Below are 14,727 nucleotides of genomic sequence, written 5' to 3'. Positions count from 1 at the left end.
GCCTTTCAGTCAACACTGTGCCTCTGTACCGCAATCGCGCCCTTGGCGGTCACCCCGCGCGCACTTTGATAAGTAAATTTAATCAAGCCTTTCTCCGCTTGGTAATCTAACTGCAAGCGCAGCCGAACAGGCGGGCGCACCAGCTGCTGAAATTTATTTGATTTTAATCCAGAAAATATCAGCGATCCGTTAAAATGCCGTCGCGCCAACTGATACACCCAGGCAATCTGCACCACTCCCGCCAACACAGGCAAATCATCAAAGTGGCCACTAAAACAGGGGTGATCCGCCTGTAAATCGAATTCACACAATAGACGCTCATGGGACACATCCAAATATTCAATGGACGGCGGCAGCGCAATCATGCTCCCTCCTGGTGAAACAGTTTTAGCACTTCATTCTGGGGCAACTTGCCCTGACTGTTGCGTGGCAGCTCTGCCACATAACGCCAACGTCGGGGCAACAATGGCGCTTCGAAATACTGCCGTAAATACTCACGCAGTAACTGGTTCAAGGCTCTTTTACCCCGCGCGGCCAAATACTCCCGCCCCGGCTCGGCCAGACTCACCAGCGCCACCACTTCATCTCTTTTGCCTTTTAAAATTGCGGCACTTGCCTGGTGCACCAGAGCGTTTTGTGCCAAGCGCCGCTCTAATTCCGTTAAGGATAAACGCTTGCCTTCCACTTTGACGATTTTATCTTTGCGCCCCAACAACGCAAAACAACCCTCGCCTTGCAGAGTGATACAGTCGCCCATGGTAAAGCGCCCAGCTTGACCTACATGAGCGGCACTTACCACCAGCGCTTTGGCCTCGCCCTCCATGATCTGCACGCCAGGCAGTGGCTGCCACAAAGGTCCATCCGTCTGGCAGCGCCAGGCCACTCCGCCGGTTTCAGTGCTGCCTAAAATTTCCAGCGGCGCTTTATCGCACACGCCGGCCATGGCCAGGGCGGCCTCTGGCGTCAATAAGCCGCCGGAGGAGAATATCGCTCGATAAGATTTGGCACTCGCGACAAATTCCTCGCTTAGAGGCAGGCGGGTCAAATGTGTTGGGCTTGAGACTAGCACCAACTTTTTATGCTGCTCGGCATAGCTCGCCAACAGCTCGGGGAAATGGCAGCTGCCATCGATAAAACTCGCACCGCGCGCCAGCGGCCAAAAAAGCACATGCAGTAGACCGTAAATATGCTGGTGGCTGACCGTGGCGGCCACCGTTGTGGAGCCTACGTTGTCGGCAAAAGCGAGATTTAACGCCGCGATTTCATGCTCGAAATCGGTAAGCTTTTTCACTACGGGCTCGGGGGCGCCGGTGCTACCCGAAGTAAACAACAGCAGCTCAGCCGGGCGTGTTAACGCCTCCTCATCAACGCAGTTATCGTCCGCATTGAGCGCAGATAATTCCGCCGGAGACCACTGTGGACAATCGATCTCAGCAATTGGTGTATCGGTAATTAAAGCATCGAAATGAGGTTCGAGCTCACGGGCCGATTGGGGCTGTAGATTATGCGGCATGACGGTACGTTTGCCGGCCATGGCAAGGGCCAGCACAGCGGCGAGAAAATCTACCCCCGAGCTTAACCAGAGGCACACTCTGTGCTCGGGCCGGACACGCAGGGCCCGGTAATAGGCCTGCAATTGACGACAAAAATCGGCCCGGGTAATCGCGTCCTCACCTCGATAGGCCAGCACCTGCTCGGAATAGAACAAGCCTTGCTTACGCAAGTTTATTGACGGCTTACAATCCATGTTTTTTCTTAAATATAAAAGTTCGGTAGCCATATTCCAGTGCGAACAACAGCCCGATGAGGCCGTAAGCCAGCAAGCCATTGTACAAGGCCCAAAGCTCGCGACTGCTGAACAGTGCTGTGTAGCAAGCAAGCGCACCATTAAAAACAAAGAATACAACCCATACCTGGGTCACTTTACGGGTATACCACTCCACTAACGGCGGCAGGCCATGACTAAACTCGCGGCTTGCCATACGTGCAGGCAAGGTCGGCGGACGATATAGGGTATAAGTAAAATAACAGGCCAGCAGGGCGTTTATCAGCGCCGGCCAAAGCCTCAGCAAGCGCTCGTCATTCCAGTGCCACAGCGCCGCCGCAAGCAAGCCCAAGGCAATACCAATTGCAAGCTTTGCCTCCCACCGGCGAGCGGTCAGAAATAGGCGCAAACCATAAATGCTCGCCAGCGCTAAACCAAGATAACGAGGCTCCAGCCACTGGCCGCCAAAATAAATCAGTAGCGGGTACAGCAGCAATAGCAACGCGGCCAAGCCCGCCAATGCGCGGGTCACCCCGCCCTCAAAAGCTCGTCGATGACGTTAACCGCATCACCAATGGTGCGTACGCCTTTAAACTGCTCGGGCTTAAGCTGCTTGCCGGTCACGCTGTGAATTTTGGCGGCCAGATCAATAGCATCAATGCTATCGAAATCCAGATCGGCGTAAAGATCTGCCTCGGGAGAAATGTCCTCTTCCTCGATCATAAATGAATTGATGAGGACGGTTTTCAGTTCACTGTAAATTTCGTCTTTATTCATGATGGTATCTGTTGTGTCGCGTGTTACGAAGCCGTTTGTGCCAGGACAAACTCCCGCAGGCTGGCTACGCTGCGAAAATGCTCTTTATTTTGATCTGAATTTGCATCAATTTTTACGTTAAAACGTTTTTGCAACGCCAAACCAAGCTCCAGGGCATCAATAGAATCCAGCCCCAAGCCCTCGCCAAACAGTGGCGCTTCCGTATCGATGTCCTCAACCTCAATATCTTCCAGCTCCAGCTCCGTAATAATCATCTGTTTAATATCAGTATCGATATCAGCCATAGCGCTTTAGACCTTCTGTATAATAATCTTCCAGGTAGCGCGTCAAAAGGCGCGCCGCCTTGGGTTTGTCATCGAAATCGTCAATCACCTGAGACGGCGTAATAATTTCGTGAAAGTACACGTTAATATCGGCCCGCCGCGGCGGAATTTGATACCAGGGCGCCCCCTTTACCAAAGTAAGTGGTTCACAGGTAATAAATGCCGTCACTATAGGCGCTTGAGTGCGCACGGCGACATTCGCAGCCCCTCTTTTAAACGCCAGTGGCTGGCCCGGCACACTGCGCGATCCCTCGGGAAAAATCAACACGGCCTGGCCGCTGTCCAATGCCTGCTGACACCCCTGCAGCAGCTCTTTGCCACTGGCATTGCTAATAAAACCACCGGCCAGCATAACGCCACGGATATACGCATTGCGCCAAAGCTCGCCTTTTACCACGCAGTTGGCTTTGGGCAGGCGCGAGAATAGTATCACCACATCTATCAAGGTTGGGTGATTGGCTACCACCAGGCACCCTCCGGCGCGCTGCAGTAACTCGGTATTGTGCAGGCTCACCCGAATCAACCCCAGCCATTCCATAAAACGAACAAAACAAAAAAAGCTGCGCTGCTGTATCGCCCTGACCTTTGCCGCCTTGTTAAGCCGGGTGCCGGGCAGAGCGTAAATTACCGGAAACACCAGCAGGCTCTGCGCCAAAGCAAGCACAGAAAAGCTGGCGAAACATAGGCCCGTGGCTAAAGTGCGCCACAGCCTATCACCCCAGAACTTAAACCGGGTCAGCATCGCGACGCCACTGCCAGGTGTGTTGATCGGTGCTCACCTCGAGGCTTTCAGCGCCGCTGTACCACCAGTGTAAGAACGAAATCATCAGTGAATGCTCGGATGGCTCTTGCTGCACTGGCTGCATGCGCAAAGATACCCTGCGCCCTGCGTCAGCCTGCTCGGGTGCTAATAACAAGGCCACCGCCGCAGGCATTTCTTGTTCATCCGCAAACGGCCGATACACCCCCTGCAAAGGCTCATCGGTGTGCACCAGTAGCACTTGAGGGGCCCCTTGATCCAGCCAGCTCAGCGCTTCGCACCAGGCTGCGGCGAAGGTGTCTCGCCCCGCCGCCAGGGCGATACCGGGCGCCGTTATCTGCCGCAATATACTGAATATGCCCAGCGCCGAATTGTGCACGGACAAGCTAAAACCATTGGGAGATAGCGGCTGACCCTCAGCGAGGGCGGCGAGTAGTTTATAGGTGCGGGCGGTGTCGCCATGACGCGACGAAAATACCACCGGTGTGTCCGGTGTCAATTCTTCACCAGCGGCCTCGCACACCTCAAGCGCCTGCCGCCCCCAGCGGGTCAGACGTCTACGAGTCATGGCGGGCACCTGCTTGGCCGGCGGCTTTTCATTTCCAGAGGGGAGCTCGTTGGGGTTGAAACAGCCCCAGTCATGCGCCCGGCTAAAACCCGGAGCCCAGGCCGATAGCTGTATTACCCTCGCGTGCATAAGTGTGATCCGTAGTTATCGTCCGAGCGCGCCCGGACGCTGGGGCTTCATCCTGTTCGAGCGAAAATGAGTATCGGAACCAATGAAAACCGGCGTCATTTTACACGACCCACCTGCGGTGCGCAGATTAATTAGTGTTAAACGCCCGCTTATTCACTGGCCGTGGCCGAAGCTTGTAATCTAGTTTCATCACCGACCTTTAGTTTCACCCTAACTCTGGGCCAGGCGCTTTCATCCCAGTGCAGGGAAACTGTTTCATCCGGCACTACAGGAGAAATAAATTTAACTTTCTGCCAGATTAATCCCCCAGCGCAGTTGTGCCGCCGTCCAAACGCCAGGTGCAGCTGCGCCAGCAAATAAGCGCCAGGCACTACAGAAGCGCCGGGGAAATGTCCCTGTACACACGCGGCCTCTCGACTTACGCTAAAGTTTTCGCACATGAGGTATCATGCCCTTTTTATCCATCGATTACCTATGAGTGTGTCCTACCCACCACCAGAACAGCTTCTGCCGCACGCCCCGCCTATGGTGCTGCTGGATTCTATCATTGAGCACAGCGATTCACATATTATCTGCTGCGCTGCTGCACCCGTTTGGGCTCAGCATCCGCTGCGCATTAACGGTGAACTGTCGGTCTTCAGCGGGGTCGAGTACGCGGCCCAGGCGCTGGCAGCGCATGCCCGCCTGTGCGAGCCCATTGCCGCCCCCCCTAAAGCAGGCCTTCTAATTACCGCCTCTACGCTGCAAGCGCAGGCGCAGCGTCTGGATGAATTCGCTGAAGAGCTGACCATTCGAGTCGACATAGATAGCCGTACCGCATCCAGTAGCCGCTGCCAATTCACGATCTACGCGCAAAAGCAGTTGCTATTAAGCGGCCAACTGACCGCAGCCACTCAGGAACTGTTGTGAGCACGACTATCTACCTGAGCGAGCTGGCAAATCTCGCCAGCCACTGTGAGCCTGAGAAAATCCGCAAGCTTCTCCCGAGCAGTGAATGCCAAAAGGCCGAACGATTTAACTCACCAGCGGCAAAACTGCGCTTTCTGGCTGGGCGGTTGATGTGCCGCACACTCTTGTCGCGCGAGCTTTCGCTCGCCCCCGCGGATATCAATATTGCCATTTCGGATCAGGGCAAACCGATTCTGGACCATAGTGGTGGGGTGCACTTCAACCTAAGCCACAGTGGCGATTGGCTTGCGCTAGGCATAAGCTGCTGCGGTCCCCTCGGAATTGATCTGGAGCAGGCGCAGAAAAAGCGTCCCTGGCTCGCTATTGCCAAGCAGTTTTTTACTTCCGCCGAGGTAGAGAAACTGTCGTTTCTTAATGAGGCCGCACTGGAGCGCGAGTTTTACCGCCTCTGGACCCTGAAAGAGGCTTTTTTTAAGGCGCGCGGCACAGGGTTAGCAGAGGGGCTAGCCAAGGTGGACTTTTCCAACAGCACCAACCCGCAAGCTCCAGAGGAATTAAAGCCAGACAAATGGCGCGGGGAACACTGGCCGCCCCAGCTGTTATCCACTGAGCATACCTACCTGGCCTGCATCCACCAAAGCGCCGAAACACCTAAGCTCATTCACTGGAGCCTGCCGGCGCAAACCGTCTAAACTTAACAAACCCCAAACACGGGATCTGTTATGAAATCACTAGTAATCGCCCTCGCTGTGCTGATTTGCATGCACGCTTTGGCAGCCGACCTCAAGGAGACACAGGCGCAAGTCTTTCTATATCGCACTCCTTCTAGCGATGCCGATCACCGCTTTAGCTACGAAGTGGAATTGCTACGCCTGGCACTGGAGAAAACAATTAACGAGTATGGCGCCTATCAACTACTGCCGGGCAAATCCAGCAATCTTCCCCGGGCTATGGCTATAGCGAGACAAAGCGAACACCCTTACATTTTTAAAACCAGTTACAACCCTGGCCTGACAGGTGACTTTCACTACCCCAAGTTTCCAATCGATCGGGGTATCTTTAGCTACCGCCTGTGTTTTGTTAACGAGCATCGTGCAGCGGATATCGCCAAGGCAGACACCAGAACCGCGCTGCAGAAATTTAATATCGGTCAGGGCGTGGGCTGGCTCGACAATAAAATTCTAACCAACGCGGGTTTTACTGTGAGAGAGGCGCCAAGCTACGAAAGTCTGTTCCCTATGCTCTCAGCAGGCCGGTTCGATATGGTTTGCCGGGCGCAAAACGAAATCATCAATGAGTGGCAAAACTTTGGTCACCTGGGTGGCTTTGAGCTCGATACCAGCTTTGCACTCTACTATCCCCTACCACGCTTTTTTTGGGTTCACAAAAGCAAACCTGCGGCCTTTGCACGAATTCAAGAGGGACTGGAACGCGCCTATGAGGATGGCAGCGCCTTGCAGCTTTGGCATCAATACTATGATGAAGCACTGGCAGGTGTTTCACTAAAAGGCAGACGAATATTCGTGCTCCCGAATCCTTATTTAAAGGACATCGACACCCGCTACCAAGCTTATTTTTTAACTGAAAACGTCAGCAGAGATTAATTCTGCACATAAAAAAACGCCGGGCCAAATGACCCGGCGCTTTCAAGCAGCTCTCGCAATTCGATCAGTACATAAAGCCGAACTCAAAAATTGCGGTCCCCAGCGAAGGATCGCTCTCGGCATAATCCACATCAATCCAGCGCTCGTAGTAGCCGACTCGGACAAAGTGGTTGGGGCTCAAATCGAGGCGCAGGCCACCGCCCACACCATAGGAGAAAGAATCACCGCCATAAGTCGGCTGGTAGTAATCGCACACATAACCCCACCAGGGGTCCCACCAACATACCTGCTCCGGGAAACCGGCGGCAATATTGCTGTCGATTGAGCTCCAACCGATCATACCGCTTACAAATGGGGTAAAGCGCCCCTCCATAAAATAGTAGTCAGCGACGCCATTAAAACTGAATGTGTCCATAACACCACTAACGCTTTCCGTGGTGCGCTCGCCATCGTCGATAATCCGCTGGCCATCATAGCGAGTGTCGTTCCAGGTGAAGCTGGCACGTAAGTTCAGACGATTGGAATAGTTGTAACCGGCAGTAAAACCAAACCCCGGATCTGAAGCGATATCGGCCGATGCACCACCTTCAAAATCAATAGTCTCTCCATACAGATAAGGCACCTGTAAAGAGAATTCATATTTATTCATTCGATCTGCATGTGAAGGCATAGCCAGGGCAAGCAGCAGACAACCAAGTGCCCAAACCGGCTTGAGTAGACGAGTTTCCATATTTCATTCCCTAAAGAGTGGTAGATAAATCAACCTGTAACAGGCCCTTCCTGTTGAGCAATAGAATAGCGGCTTCAGCATTAATTTTCGACGGGACAGCCGATAATTTGCGTTAATTATCAGTAACAATTGGGCGAGCCGAGACGACATCGGGGGAGAGCGAACAAAAAAGCCCACGCAAAAGCGTAGGCTTTTTCAAAATGGTGCCCAAGGCCGGACTTGAACCGGCACGGCTTGCGCCACTACCCCCTCAAGATAGCGTGTCTACCAATTCCACCACTTGGGCAAAGGGGAGATGCTGTAAGCATCGAATCTATTTAAACGTAATGTGCGGTAGTCCCGACACGCTACGCGTGGTCGCTTACGGCGTCCTGCCTCACGCGACACTTGCGCATCCTGCGCATCGTCTACCCTTCCACCAATTGGGCAAAGGGAAGATGCCTTAAGGCATCGAATCTTGCAAAAAACTTACTCAGCCGGTACTGCGGGCACTTCGCCTGCATCGCTTCCCATGCTGGGCACGTCGGAGGCTTCGTCAGCTGCTGGTACATCACTTTCCAGTGCGGCTTCAGCGGGAGCGGATTCTATCATGGAAGGAATCGCAGCGTCAGTCACTCCGGCACTGTTTTTTGCAATAATTGCCAAACCAAAGCTGGTGCAGAAAAATACGAATGCAAAGACGGCTGTAGCGCGGGTAAAAAAGTTACCACCACCTTCACTGCCAAAGACTGTCTGTGAGGCCCCGGCACCAAAAGAAGCACCCGCTGAGGCGCCTTTACCTTGCTGCATCAAAATCAGCGCGATAATCGCCAATGCCGTCAAGATGTGTACGATTAAAACAATTTTTTCCATTACTCTGCTCTCTGTTTTGAGCCTATCTGAATATTTATTTGCCCGCGACCTCAGCGCTTTGGCAAATAGCAATAAAATCTTTAGCCTGCAAAGAAGCGCCGCCCAACAGCGCGCCGTCGATATCCTCTTTAGCAAATAGCTCTGCCGCGTTCTCCGGCTTGACGCTCCCGCCGTACAAAATCACCAACTCATGTCCGAGTGAGGCGAACTGCTTGCGAATAAAGGCGTGCACTTGTGCAGCCTCTTCCGGGGTTGCGGTTATTCCAGTGCCTACGGCCCAAATCGGCTCATAAGCGACAATGGCGGTGGCAAAAGCTTGTAAACCGGCAATATCAAGCACCGCTTGCAACTGCCTACCGATCGTCTCCAGCGCCTTGCCCTGTTCGCGCTGCTCGCTGCTCTCGCCCACGCACAATATGGGGATCAGGCCCTCGGCCTGCGCGGCAACAAACTGTCGCGCAACATAGTCGTCGCTCTCGCTCTGTAATCGCCGCCTTTCGTTGTGGCCGACAATCACGTAGCGACACCCCTGATCAATCAGCATTTTGGCCGATATTTCACCAGTGTACGCACCGGAGTCATTGGGGTTTACACTTTGCCCGCCCCAATATAGCTGGCTGGCGCTAAGCGCCTGCGCTACCTGTTCCAGGTATACGAAGGGAGGGCATATTGCCGCATCCGATTTCTCAAGAGGTTTCCAATTGGAGAGAATCTCCTGCAACAGGCGGGAATTAGCGTCCCGAGTACCGTTCATCTTCCAATTGCCGACCACCAGCCGACGACGCTGCGCTCTGGGCTGCGACGTCATAATCTACCCTCCGTAAAACGGCCGCCAATGGTAGCGGAACGTTCCGCAAGATACAACGGCAATTGTCCTGCATTACCGTTGCCCCGCCTGATAATCATCAGCTTTCGCTTCAACTTAGAGCCTTTTCAACTTCACGGGCCAATTCCTGCGCCAAGGACTTTACCTGGGCCTTGTCTTCGCCCTCAACCATAACCCGTACCACGGGCTCAGTACCGGAAGGACGCAATAGCACGCGTCCGCGACCGGAGAGTTTTTCTTCAGTTGCAGCCACGGCTTTCTGCACCGCTTCGTCTTTGGCCAAATCAACCTTTTTAACCCGATGGACGTTAATCATGGTTTGCGGCAGCTTAGCCATGCCCTGCTTCGCAGTGTTAAGGCTTTGCTCCATAGTGCATATCGCAAGCAACACCTGTAACGCCGAAATAATGCCGTCGCCAGTGGTAGTGACATTACTGCAAACAATATGGCCAGAGGACTCTCCACCCAGGGCCCAGCCATTTTTGCGCATGGTCTCGATCACATAGCGGTCGCCCACTTTGGCGCGCGCAAAGCCGATACCTAGCTTTTTCAGCCCCAGCTCAAAACCGAAGTTACTCATCAGGGTGCCGACCACACCGGCGCAGCCGCCACCGTACTCCTGCTGATAGGCGGCAATGATGTAAAGCAGCTCATCGCCGTCGACAATTTCACCCTTATGATCCACAAACACCACCCGATCGCCATCACCATCGAAGGCGATCCCCAGGTCAGCGCCCACCTCCTGAACCTTTTCTTTCAAAGCTTCGGGGTTGGTAGAGCCGCAACTACGATTGATATTGGTGCCATTAGGCTCGGTAGCAAAAGGAATTACTTTGGCGCCCAGCTCGGAAAATACACTGGGGGCAATGTGATACGTGGCGCCGTGGGCGCAATCCACAACGATCTGCAATCCACTGAGGTTAAAACCCCAGGGCATGGTGCCTTTACAGAATTCAATATACCGCCCTGCAGCGTCGGTTATACGCCGTGCCTTACCCAAACGTTCAGCGGTGAACATGGGCTCATCCAGCTGCGCCTCAATAGCGTGCTCGATATCATCGGCGAGCTTGGTGCCGTTGGCGCTGAAAAACTTAATTCCGTTGTCGTAGTAGCTATTGTGCGACGCGCTGATAACAATGCCCGCTTGAGCCTGAAAAGTACGGGTTAAGTAAGCGATACCGGGAGTTGGCATGGGCCCTAACAATCCCACGTCCACGCCAGCGTTAATCAACCCCGCCTGTAAAGCCGACTCAAACATATAACCCGATATGCGAGTGTCCTTGCCGATCAAAATTAACCCAGGGCCATCGTAGCGATCGACCAGTACGCGACCTGCGGCCCACCCCAGCTTGAGCATAAAATCGGGGGTAATGGGCGCCTCGCCCACGCGACCGCGAATACCATCGGTACCAAAATATTTGCGACTCATGTTCAGTCTATCTCCATCAATGCGCAATGCACCGCCAGTACATCCGCCGTTTCGCGTACATCGTGTACGCGGATTATCTGTGCACCACGCATAGCGGCTTCAAGCGCCAGCGCCAGCGAACCAGGTAAACGCTCCTCAAGCTCGCGGCCAAGCAACTTCCCCAGCATGGATTTACGCGACATACCCACCAATAGTGGGCACCCCAAATGATGAAAGTGCGCCAGTTTACCCAACAGGGTTAAATTGTGCTGCAGAGATTTACCAAAACCAAAACCCGGGTCCAGCACAATGCGCTCGCGCGCAATGCCCGCCGCTTGGCACGCCTGCATGCGCGAGACAAAGAATTCTTCTACCTCGGTAATTGCATCATCGTAATCTTGCGCATGCTCCATGGTGCCGGGCTCACCGCGCATATGCATAAGACACACGGGCAGCTCGGTGGCTGCGGCGGCCTGCAACGCGCCTTCGCGTCGTAGGGCGCGCACATCGTTAATCATTGCCGCCCCCACAGCAGCCGATTCGCGCATAACCGAAGGAGTACTAGTATCCACCGAAACAGGGCAATCAAGCTCTCTTACGATCGCCTCAACCACTGGCACTACGCGCTGCAGCTCTTGCGCCTCACCCACCGCAGTGGCACCTGGCCGGGTGGATTCACCGCCTACATCGATGATGCTTGCGCCGTCTTTCAGCATCTGGCGCGCGCGCTCAACAGCGGCTTCAAGGCTTAAACGCCCTTGCTGATAACAGTTACCGCCATCAGAGAAGGAGTCGGGCGTGGTATTCAAAATACCCATGATAAGCGGGCGAGAGAGGTCCAGCGAATAGCCGGCGGCAGGAATAATTCCGGTGACGGGTAAATCATTATTCATTGAATGGCTTCAATCCAGGCAAAAAAATAACCCCGCCGGGGCGGGGTTAGGTTGGCAGCGAAGGCTAGCGCCCTTCCGCCGGACCGCCTATCGGCGCATCCTTAGACTCTTTGGGCTTATCGGCAGGATCATCCGCAGTAGCGCCTGCACCACCGCCGCCGATATGGCTATTAAAGTCGCCGTCGTGCCAATCCCTAGGGGGGCGCACTTTACGGCGGGCCATCAGGTCATCCACTTGCTCGGAGTCGATGGTCTCGTACTCCATTAGCGCATCTTTCATCGATTCGAGAATATCTCGGTTGTCGTGCAGCAATTGCTCCGCGCGCTTGTAGCAACGATCCACTATATCTCGCACTTCTTCATCGATGATTTTTGAAGTGGCGCCGGAGTAGTTTGGATTGCCTGACCCCGGCATCATGCCTTCATCTTCGCCATAGTGAAGCGGGCCCAATTTCTCGGACAAACCCCACTTGGTCACCATATTGCGGGCCAACTCAGTGGCGCGTTCAATATCGTTAGAGGCGCCGGTGGTAATTCCCTCGTCACCCAGAGTCATCTGCTCGGCGATACGCCCACCAAACAAGGTGCATATCTGTGACTCGATGGCGCGACGACTCAGGCTGTATTTGTCCGCCTCGGGCAAGAACTGGGTCACACCCAACGCCCGACCACGGGGAATAATGGTCACCTTGTGAATGGGATCGTGCTCGGGCACTAATCTACCCACAATGGCGTGACCCGCCTCGTGATAAGCCGTATTTTCTTTTTCTTTCTCGCCCATCACCATGGAGCGGCGCTCTGCGCCCATCATGATTTTATCGCGGGCCTTCTCAAACTCTTCCATGGTCACCAGGCGCTTATTGGCTCGCGCTGCGAACAATGCAGCCTCGTTCACCAGGTTCGCCAAATCGGCACCAGAGAAGCCGGGAGTACCGCGAGCGATAACGGAGGCTTCAACACTTTCTGCAATAGGTACCTTGCGCATATGCACTTTCAGCACCTGCTCGCGGCCGCGAATGTCAGGCAGGCCGACTACCACTTGGCGATCGAAACGCCCGGGGCGCAGCAACGCCTTGTCCAATACGTCGGGGCGGTTGGTAGCTGCGATTACAATCACACCTTCACTACCTTCAAAACCGTCCATTTCAACCAGCAGCTGGTTCAAGGTCTGTTCACGCTCATCATGACCACCGCCGTGGCCACCACCGCGGTGACGACCCACAGCGTCGATCTCGTCAATAAAGATAATGCACGGCGCCTGCTTTTTCGCGGTTTCGAACATATCGCGAACCCGCGAGGCGCCCACACCCACAAACATTTCCACGAAATCGGAGCCGGAGATAGAAAAGAAAGGTACCTTGGCTTCACCCGCAATGGCTTTTGCCAACAGGGTTTTACCGGTACCCGGAGGACCCGCCATCAGCACGCCGCGGGGAATACGGCCGCCTAAACGCTGAAACTTGGAGGGATCGCGCAAATACTCCACCAGCTCCTGCACTTCTTCTTTGGCTTCGTCCACACCGGCCACATCGGCAAAGGTGGTTTTAATTTGATCTTCACCCAACAGGCGCGCCTTGGACTTGCCGAAGCTCATAGGTCCGCCGCGGCCGCCGCCTGCGCCGCCTTGCATTTGGCGCATAAAAAACAAGAACACGGCGATAATAATCAGGATGGGAAAGCTGGCCACCAGCAATTGATGCCACAGACTGGGCTCTTCACGCGGCAGCACGGTGATCTCGACACCGTGGCGGCGCAGATCGGGCATCAGTTCGTCATCGCGAATCAAAGGCAGGTTGGTGGTGAAGCGGGTGTTATCGGCCATGACGCCGCGCACCTGCATCTCCTGAATGGTAACCTCACGCACACGATCCTGCTCTACTGCGGTTACAAACTCCGAATAAGTCACCGTATCGGACTGACTTTTGCTCTCAAACCCCTGAAACACGCTGAACAGGACAGCGGCAATAATCAGCCATAAAATCAGGTTCTTGGTCATATCGTTCAAGGTAAAACCCTCAGTTACATCATTTTGAACACCAGCGGTGTTCCTTTGACCGGCTTATCCGATCATTGTCACCCTATTATTAGTGACAGTATAGCGCCCGAGGTCACACTCGGGGCCAAAAATTACCCTTTATAATCGCGCCCGACAATATAAACTTCGCGCGAACGCGCCCGGGAGGCATCTGGCTTACGGGTCACCACTTTAGCAAAAGAAGCCCTCACTTCGGCAAGCCAGGGCTCGAACCCTTCCCCTTGGAATACTTTGGCGACAAATGCGCCACCCGGGGTGAGTATTTGCCTGGCCATATCCAGCGCCAATTCTACTAAATACATGGCCTTGGGCTGATCCACCGCGTCTACCCCACTCATGTTGGGGGCCATATCAGAAATTACAAGGTCGACAGGCGAGCCGTCGATGGCCGACATCAGAGCGTCGAAAACACTATCCTCGGTAAAATCACCTTGAATAAACTCCACCCCGGCAATGGAATCCATAGACAAAATATCGGAAGCCAAAACTTTGCCTTTGTGGCCCACGCGCTCGGCCGCCACCTGCGACCAACCGCCGGGGGCGGCCCCTAAATCGACCACTGTCATTCCCGGGCGAAACAGGCGATCTTTTTTGTCGATTTCCAGCAACTTGTAACTGGCTCTGGACCGGTAGCCATCTCGCTGGGACTGTTTGACGTACTGATCCGAGAAATGTTCCTGCAGCCAACGTTTACTGCTTTTGGAGCGGGCCATTGGGTGTCCTATTGAGTTACAATAGCCGCCCGTCATTAACGGCGGCTGAACAATTTCTGGTAAAGGTAAAGCTATGCCCTTAAGCGCTGATAAACGCAAACAATTCCGCACCATGGGACACGACTTAAAACCCATTGTGACTATCGCCGGAAACGGTCTGTCCGAGGGAGTTATTAGCGAGCTTAACCGCGCCCTGGACGATCACGAACTGATTAAGGTCAAGCTGGCGCTGGCGGAGCGCGAGGACCGCCAACTGGTGGTCGAAGAGCTGAAGAAACTACCGCGTACCGAGCTGGTACAAACCATCGGCAAGATCGCTCTGCTGTACCGGGCGGCCAAAAAGCCTAACCCCAAGCTATCGAATTTGTTGCGTTAAACCCCGGACGCCTAAAGTCTGGTGACTGACTGATGCCACCGACATCCTCTCTTGCATCA

18 protein-coding genes and 1 tRNA gene are annotated in these 14,727 nt (G+C 54.2%); 4 read left to right on the top strand and 15 right to left on the bottom strand.

Annotated elements, in window-relative coordinates; all coding sequences use genetic code 11:
- Window positions 1-5: 5 nt before the first annotated feature.
- The 7 genes from NHM04_RS14825 to NHM04_RS14795 are packed head-to-tail and all read right to left on the bottom strand — an operon-like array spanning window position 6 to window position 4,322.
- Window positions 6-365 (bottom strand): hypothetical protein, encoded by a 360-nt coding sequence (locus tag NHM04_RS14825; RefSeq protein WP_254264532.1) that lies wholly within the window; start codon window positions 363-365, stop codon window positions 6-8.
- Entirely contained in the window at window positions 362-1,747 is a 1,386-nt protein-coding gene (locus NHM04_RS14820) for an AMP-binding protein (protein ID WP_254264531.1), read from the bottom strand. The genes NHM04_RS14825 and NHM04_RS14820 overlap by 4 nt, the downstream gene beginning before the upstream one ends.
- Window positions 1,737-2,297 (bottom strand): hypothetical protein, encoded by a 561-nt coding sequence (locus NHM04_RS14815; RefSeq protein ID WP_254264530.1) that lies wholly within the window; start codon window positions 2,295-2,297, stop codon window positions 1,737-1,739. The genes NHM04_RS14820 and NHM04_RS14815 overlap by 11 nt, the downstream gene beginning before the upstream one ends.
- The gene (locus NHM04_RS14810) at window positions 2,294-2,542 is read right to left on the bottom strand and encodes an acyl carrier protein (protein WP_254264529.1); all 249 of its coding nucleotides are present in this window, start codon (window positions 2,540-2,542) and stop codon (window positions 2,294-2,296) included. Before NHM04_RS14810 ends, NHM04_RS14815 begins: the two co-directional genes overlap by 4 nt.
- 23 nt (window positions 2,543-2,565) lie before the next feature.
- Window positions 2,566-2,826, bottom strand: a complete 261-nt coding sequence (locus tag NHM04_RS14805; RefSeq protein ID WP_254264528.1) for a phosphopantetheine-binding protein — start codon at window positions 2,824-2,826, stop codon at window positions 2,566-2,568.
- A complete protein-coding gene (locus NHM04_RS14800) occupies window positions 2,819-3,607 on the bottom strand; it encodes a lysophospholipid acyltransferase family protein (protein WP_254264527.1) in 789 nt (262 codons plus the stop codon). The genes NHM04_RS14805 and NHM04_RS14800 overlap by 8 nt, the downstream gene beginning before the upstream one ends.
- The gene (locus tag NHM04_RS14795; protein ID WP_256526736.1) at window positions 3,591-4,322 is read right to left on the bottom strand and encodes a beta-ketoacyl synthase chain length factor; all 732 of its coding nucleotides are present in this window, start codon (window positions 4,320-4,322) and stop codon (window positions 3,591-3,593) included. Before NHM04_RS14795 ends, NHM04_RS14800 begins: the two co-directional genes overlap by 17 nt.
- Window positions 4,323-4,796: 474 nt before the next feature.
- Here NHM04_RS14795 and NHM04_RS14790 point away from each other — a divergent pair, with 474 nt between their 5' ends.
- From NHM04_RS14790 to NHM04_RS14780, 3 genes are read left to right on the top strand one after another with little or no spacing between them, the layout of a single operon-like run.
- Window positions 4,797-5,231 carry a hypothetical protein gene (locus NHM04_RS14790; RefSeq protein ID WP_254264525.1) on the top strand — a complete coding sequence of 145 codons (435 nt, stop codon included), beginning with the start codon at window positions 4,797-4,799 and terminating at the stop codon, window positions 5,229-5,231.
- Window positions 5,228-5,923 carry a 4'-phosphopantetheinyl transferase superfamily protein gene (locus NHM04_RS14785; protein WP_254264524.1) on the top strand — a complete coding sequence of 232 codons (696 nt, stop codon included), beginning with the start codon at window positions 5,228-5,230 and terminating at the stop codon, window positions 5,921-5,923. The genes NHM04_RS14790 and NHM04_RS14785 overlap by 4 nt, the downstream gene beginning before the upstream one ends.
- Window positions 5,924-5,953: 30 nt before the next feature.
- Entirely contained in the window at window positions 5,954-6,835 is an 882-nt protein-coding gene (locus tag NHM04_RS14780; RefSeq protein ID WP_254264523.1) for a hypothetical protein, read from the top strand.
- A gap of 64 nt (window positions 6,836-6,899) precedes the next feature.
- On the opposite strand, the gene NHM04_RS14775 is transcribed toward NHM04_RS14780, so the two are convergent.
- The 8 genes from NHM04_RS14775 to rlmE form a co-directional block, all read right to left on the bottom strand.
- Window positions 6,900-7,565, bottom strand: coding sequence for an outer membrane protein (locus tag NHM04_RS14775; RefSeq protein ID WP_254264522.1), 666 nt, complete (start codon window positions 7,563-7,565; stop codon window positions 6,900-6,902).
- 201 nt (window positions 7,566-7,766) lie between these two features.
- Window positions 7,767-7,851 (bottom strand) — tRNA-Leu (locus NHM04_RS14770).
- Between the two features lie 182 nt (window positions 7,852-8,033).
- Window positions 8,034-8,417 (bottom strand): preprotein translocase subunit SecG, encoded by a 384-nt coding sequence (secG, locus tag NHM04_RS14765; RefSeq protein ID WP_254264521.1) that lies wholly within the window; start codon window positions 8,415-8,417, stop codon window positions 8,034-8,036.
- A 34-nt stretch (window positions 8,418-8,451) separates the two neighbouring features.
- Window positions 8,452-9,225 (bottom strand): triose-phosphate isomerase, encoded by a 774-nt coding sequence (gene tpiA, locus NHM04_RS14760; RefSeq protein WP_254264520.1) that lies wholly within the window; start codon window positions 9,223-9,225, stop codon window positions 8,452-8,454.
- Window positions 9,226-9,334: 109 nt separating this feature from the next.
- Complete coding sequence (gene glmM / locus NHM04_RS14755; RefSeq protein ID WP_254264519.1) at window positions 9,335-10,672, bottom strand: phosphoglucosamine mutase; 1,338 nt, start codon at window positions 10,670-10,672, stop codon at window positions 9,335-9,337.
- Between the two features lie 2 nt (window positions 10,673-10,674).
- The gene (gene folP / locus NHM04_RS14750; protein WP_254264518.1) at window positions 10,675-11,544 is read right to left on the bottom strand and encodes a dihydropteroate synthase; all 870 of its coding nucleotides are present in this window, start codon (window positions 11,542-11,544) and stop codon (window positions 10,675-10,677) included.
- A gap of 64 nt (window positions 11,545-11,608) precedes the next feature.
- Complete coding sequence (ftsH, locus tag NHM04_RS14745) at window positions 11,609-13,540, bottom strand: ATP-dependent zinc metalloprotease FtsH (protein WP_254266650.1); 1,932 nt, start codon at window positions 13,538-13,540, stop codon at window positions 11,609-11,611.
- A gap of 131 nt (window positions 13,541-13,671) precedes the next feature.
- Window positions 13,672-14,292 (bottom strand): 23S rRNA (uridine(2552)-2'-O)-methyltransferase RlmE, encoded by a 621-nt coding sequence (rlmE, locus tag NHM04_RS14740; RefSeq protein ID WP_254264517.1) that lies wholly within the window; start codon window positions 14,290-14,292, stop codon window positions 13,672-13,674.
- Between the two features lie 73 nt (window positions 14,293-14,365).
- Here rlmE and yhbY point away from each other — a divergent pair, with 73 nt between their 5' ends.
- A complete protein-coding gene (gene yhbY / locus NHM04_RS14735) occupies window positions 14,366-14,668 on the top strand; it encodes a ribosome assembly RNA-binding protein YhbY (RefSeq protein WP_254264516.1) in 303 nt (100 codons plus the stop codon).
- Window positions 14,669-14,727 lie beyond the last annotated feature (59 nt).

This window comes from Gilvimarinus sp. DA14, from assembly GCF_024204685.1.
Lineage (GTDB): Bacteria > Pseudomonadota > Gammaproteobacteria > Pseudomonadales > Cellvibrionaceae > Gilvimarinus.
Note: the sequence above shows the minus strand (reverse complement) of the source record. Positions and strands in the feature narration are given on the sequence as shown.

Coding starts and splice junctions, on each gene's coding strand:
- NHM04_RS14790 (WP_254264525.1), top strand. CDS start 4,797: ATGAGTGTGTCCTACCCACCACCAGAACAGCTTCTGCCGCACGCCCCG.
- tpiA (WP_254264520.1), bottom strand. CDS start 9,225: ATGACGTCGCAGCCCAGAGCGCAGCGTCGTCGGCTGGTGGTCGGCAAT.
- ftsH (WP_254266650.1), bottom strand. CDS start 13,540: ATGACCAAGAACCTGATTTTATGGCTGATTATTGCCGCTGTCCTGTTC.
- rlmE (WP_254264517.1), bottom strand. CDS start 14,292: ATGGCCCGCTCCAAAAGCAGTAAACGTTGGCTGCAGGAACATTTCTCG.
- NHM04_RS14780 (WP_254264523.1), top strand. CDS start 5,954: ATGAAATCACTAGTAATCGCCCTCGCTGTGCTGATTTGCATGCACGCT.
- NHM04_RS14805 (WP_254264528.1), bottom strand. CDS start 2,826: ATGGCTGATATCGATACTGATATTAAACAGATGATTATTACGGAGCTG.
- secG (WP_254264521.1), bottom strand. CDS start 8,417: ATGGAAAAAATTGTTTTAATCGTACACATCTTGACGGCATTGGCGATT.
- NHM04_RS14810 (WP_254264529.1), bottom strand. CDS start 2,542: ATGAATAAAGACGAAATTTACAGTGAACTGAAAACCGTCCTCATCAAT.
- NHM04_RS14795 (WP_256526736.1), bottom strand. CDS start 4,322: ATGCACGCGAGGGTAATACAGCTATCGGCCTGGGCTCCGGGTTTTAGC.
- NHM04_RS14775 (WP_254264522.1), bottom strand. CDS start 7,565: ATGGAAACTCGTCTACTCAAGCCGGTTTGGGCACTTGGTTGTCTGCTG.
- NHM04_RS14820 (WP_254264531.1), bottom strand. CDS start 1,747: ATGGATTGTAAGCCGTCAATAAACTTGCGTAAGCAAGGCTTGTTCTAT.
- yhbY (WP_254264516.1), top strand. CDS start 14,366: ATGCCCTTAAGCGCTGATAAACGCAAACAATTCCGCACCATGGGACAC.
- glmM (WP_254264519.1), bottom strand. CDS start 10,672: ATGAGTCGCAAATATTTTGGTACCGATGGTATTCGCGGTCGCGTGGGC.
- NHM04_RS14800 (WP_254264527.1), bottom strand. CDS start 3,607: ATGCTGACCCGGTTTAAGTTCTGGGGTGATAGGCTGTGGCGCACTTTA.
- NHM04_RS14825 (WP_254264532.1), bottom strand. CDS start 365: ATGATTGCGCTGCCGCCGTCCATTGAATATTTGGATGTGTCCCATGAG.
- folP (WP_254264518.1), bottom strand. CDS start 11,544: ATGAATAATGATTTACCCGTCACCGGAATTATTCCTGCCGCCGGCTAT.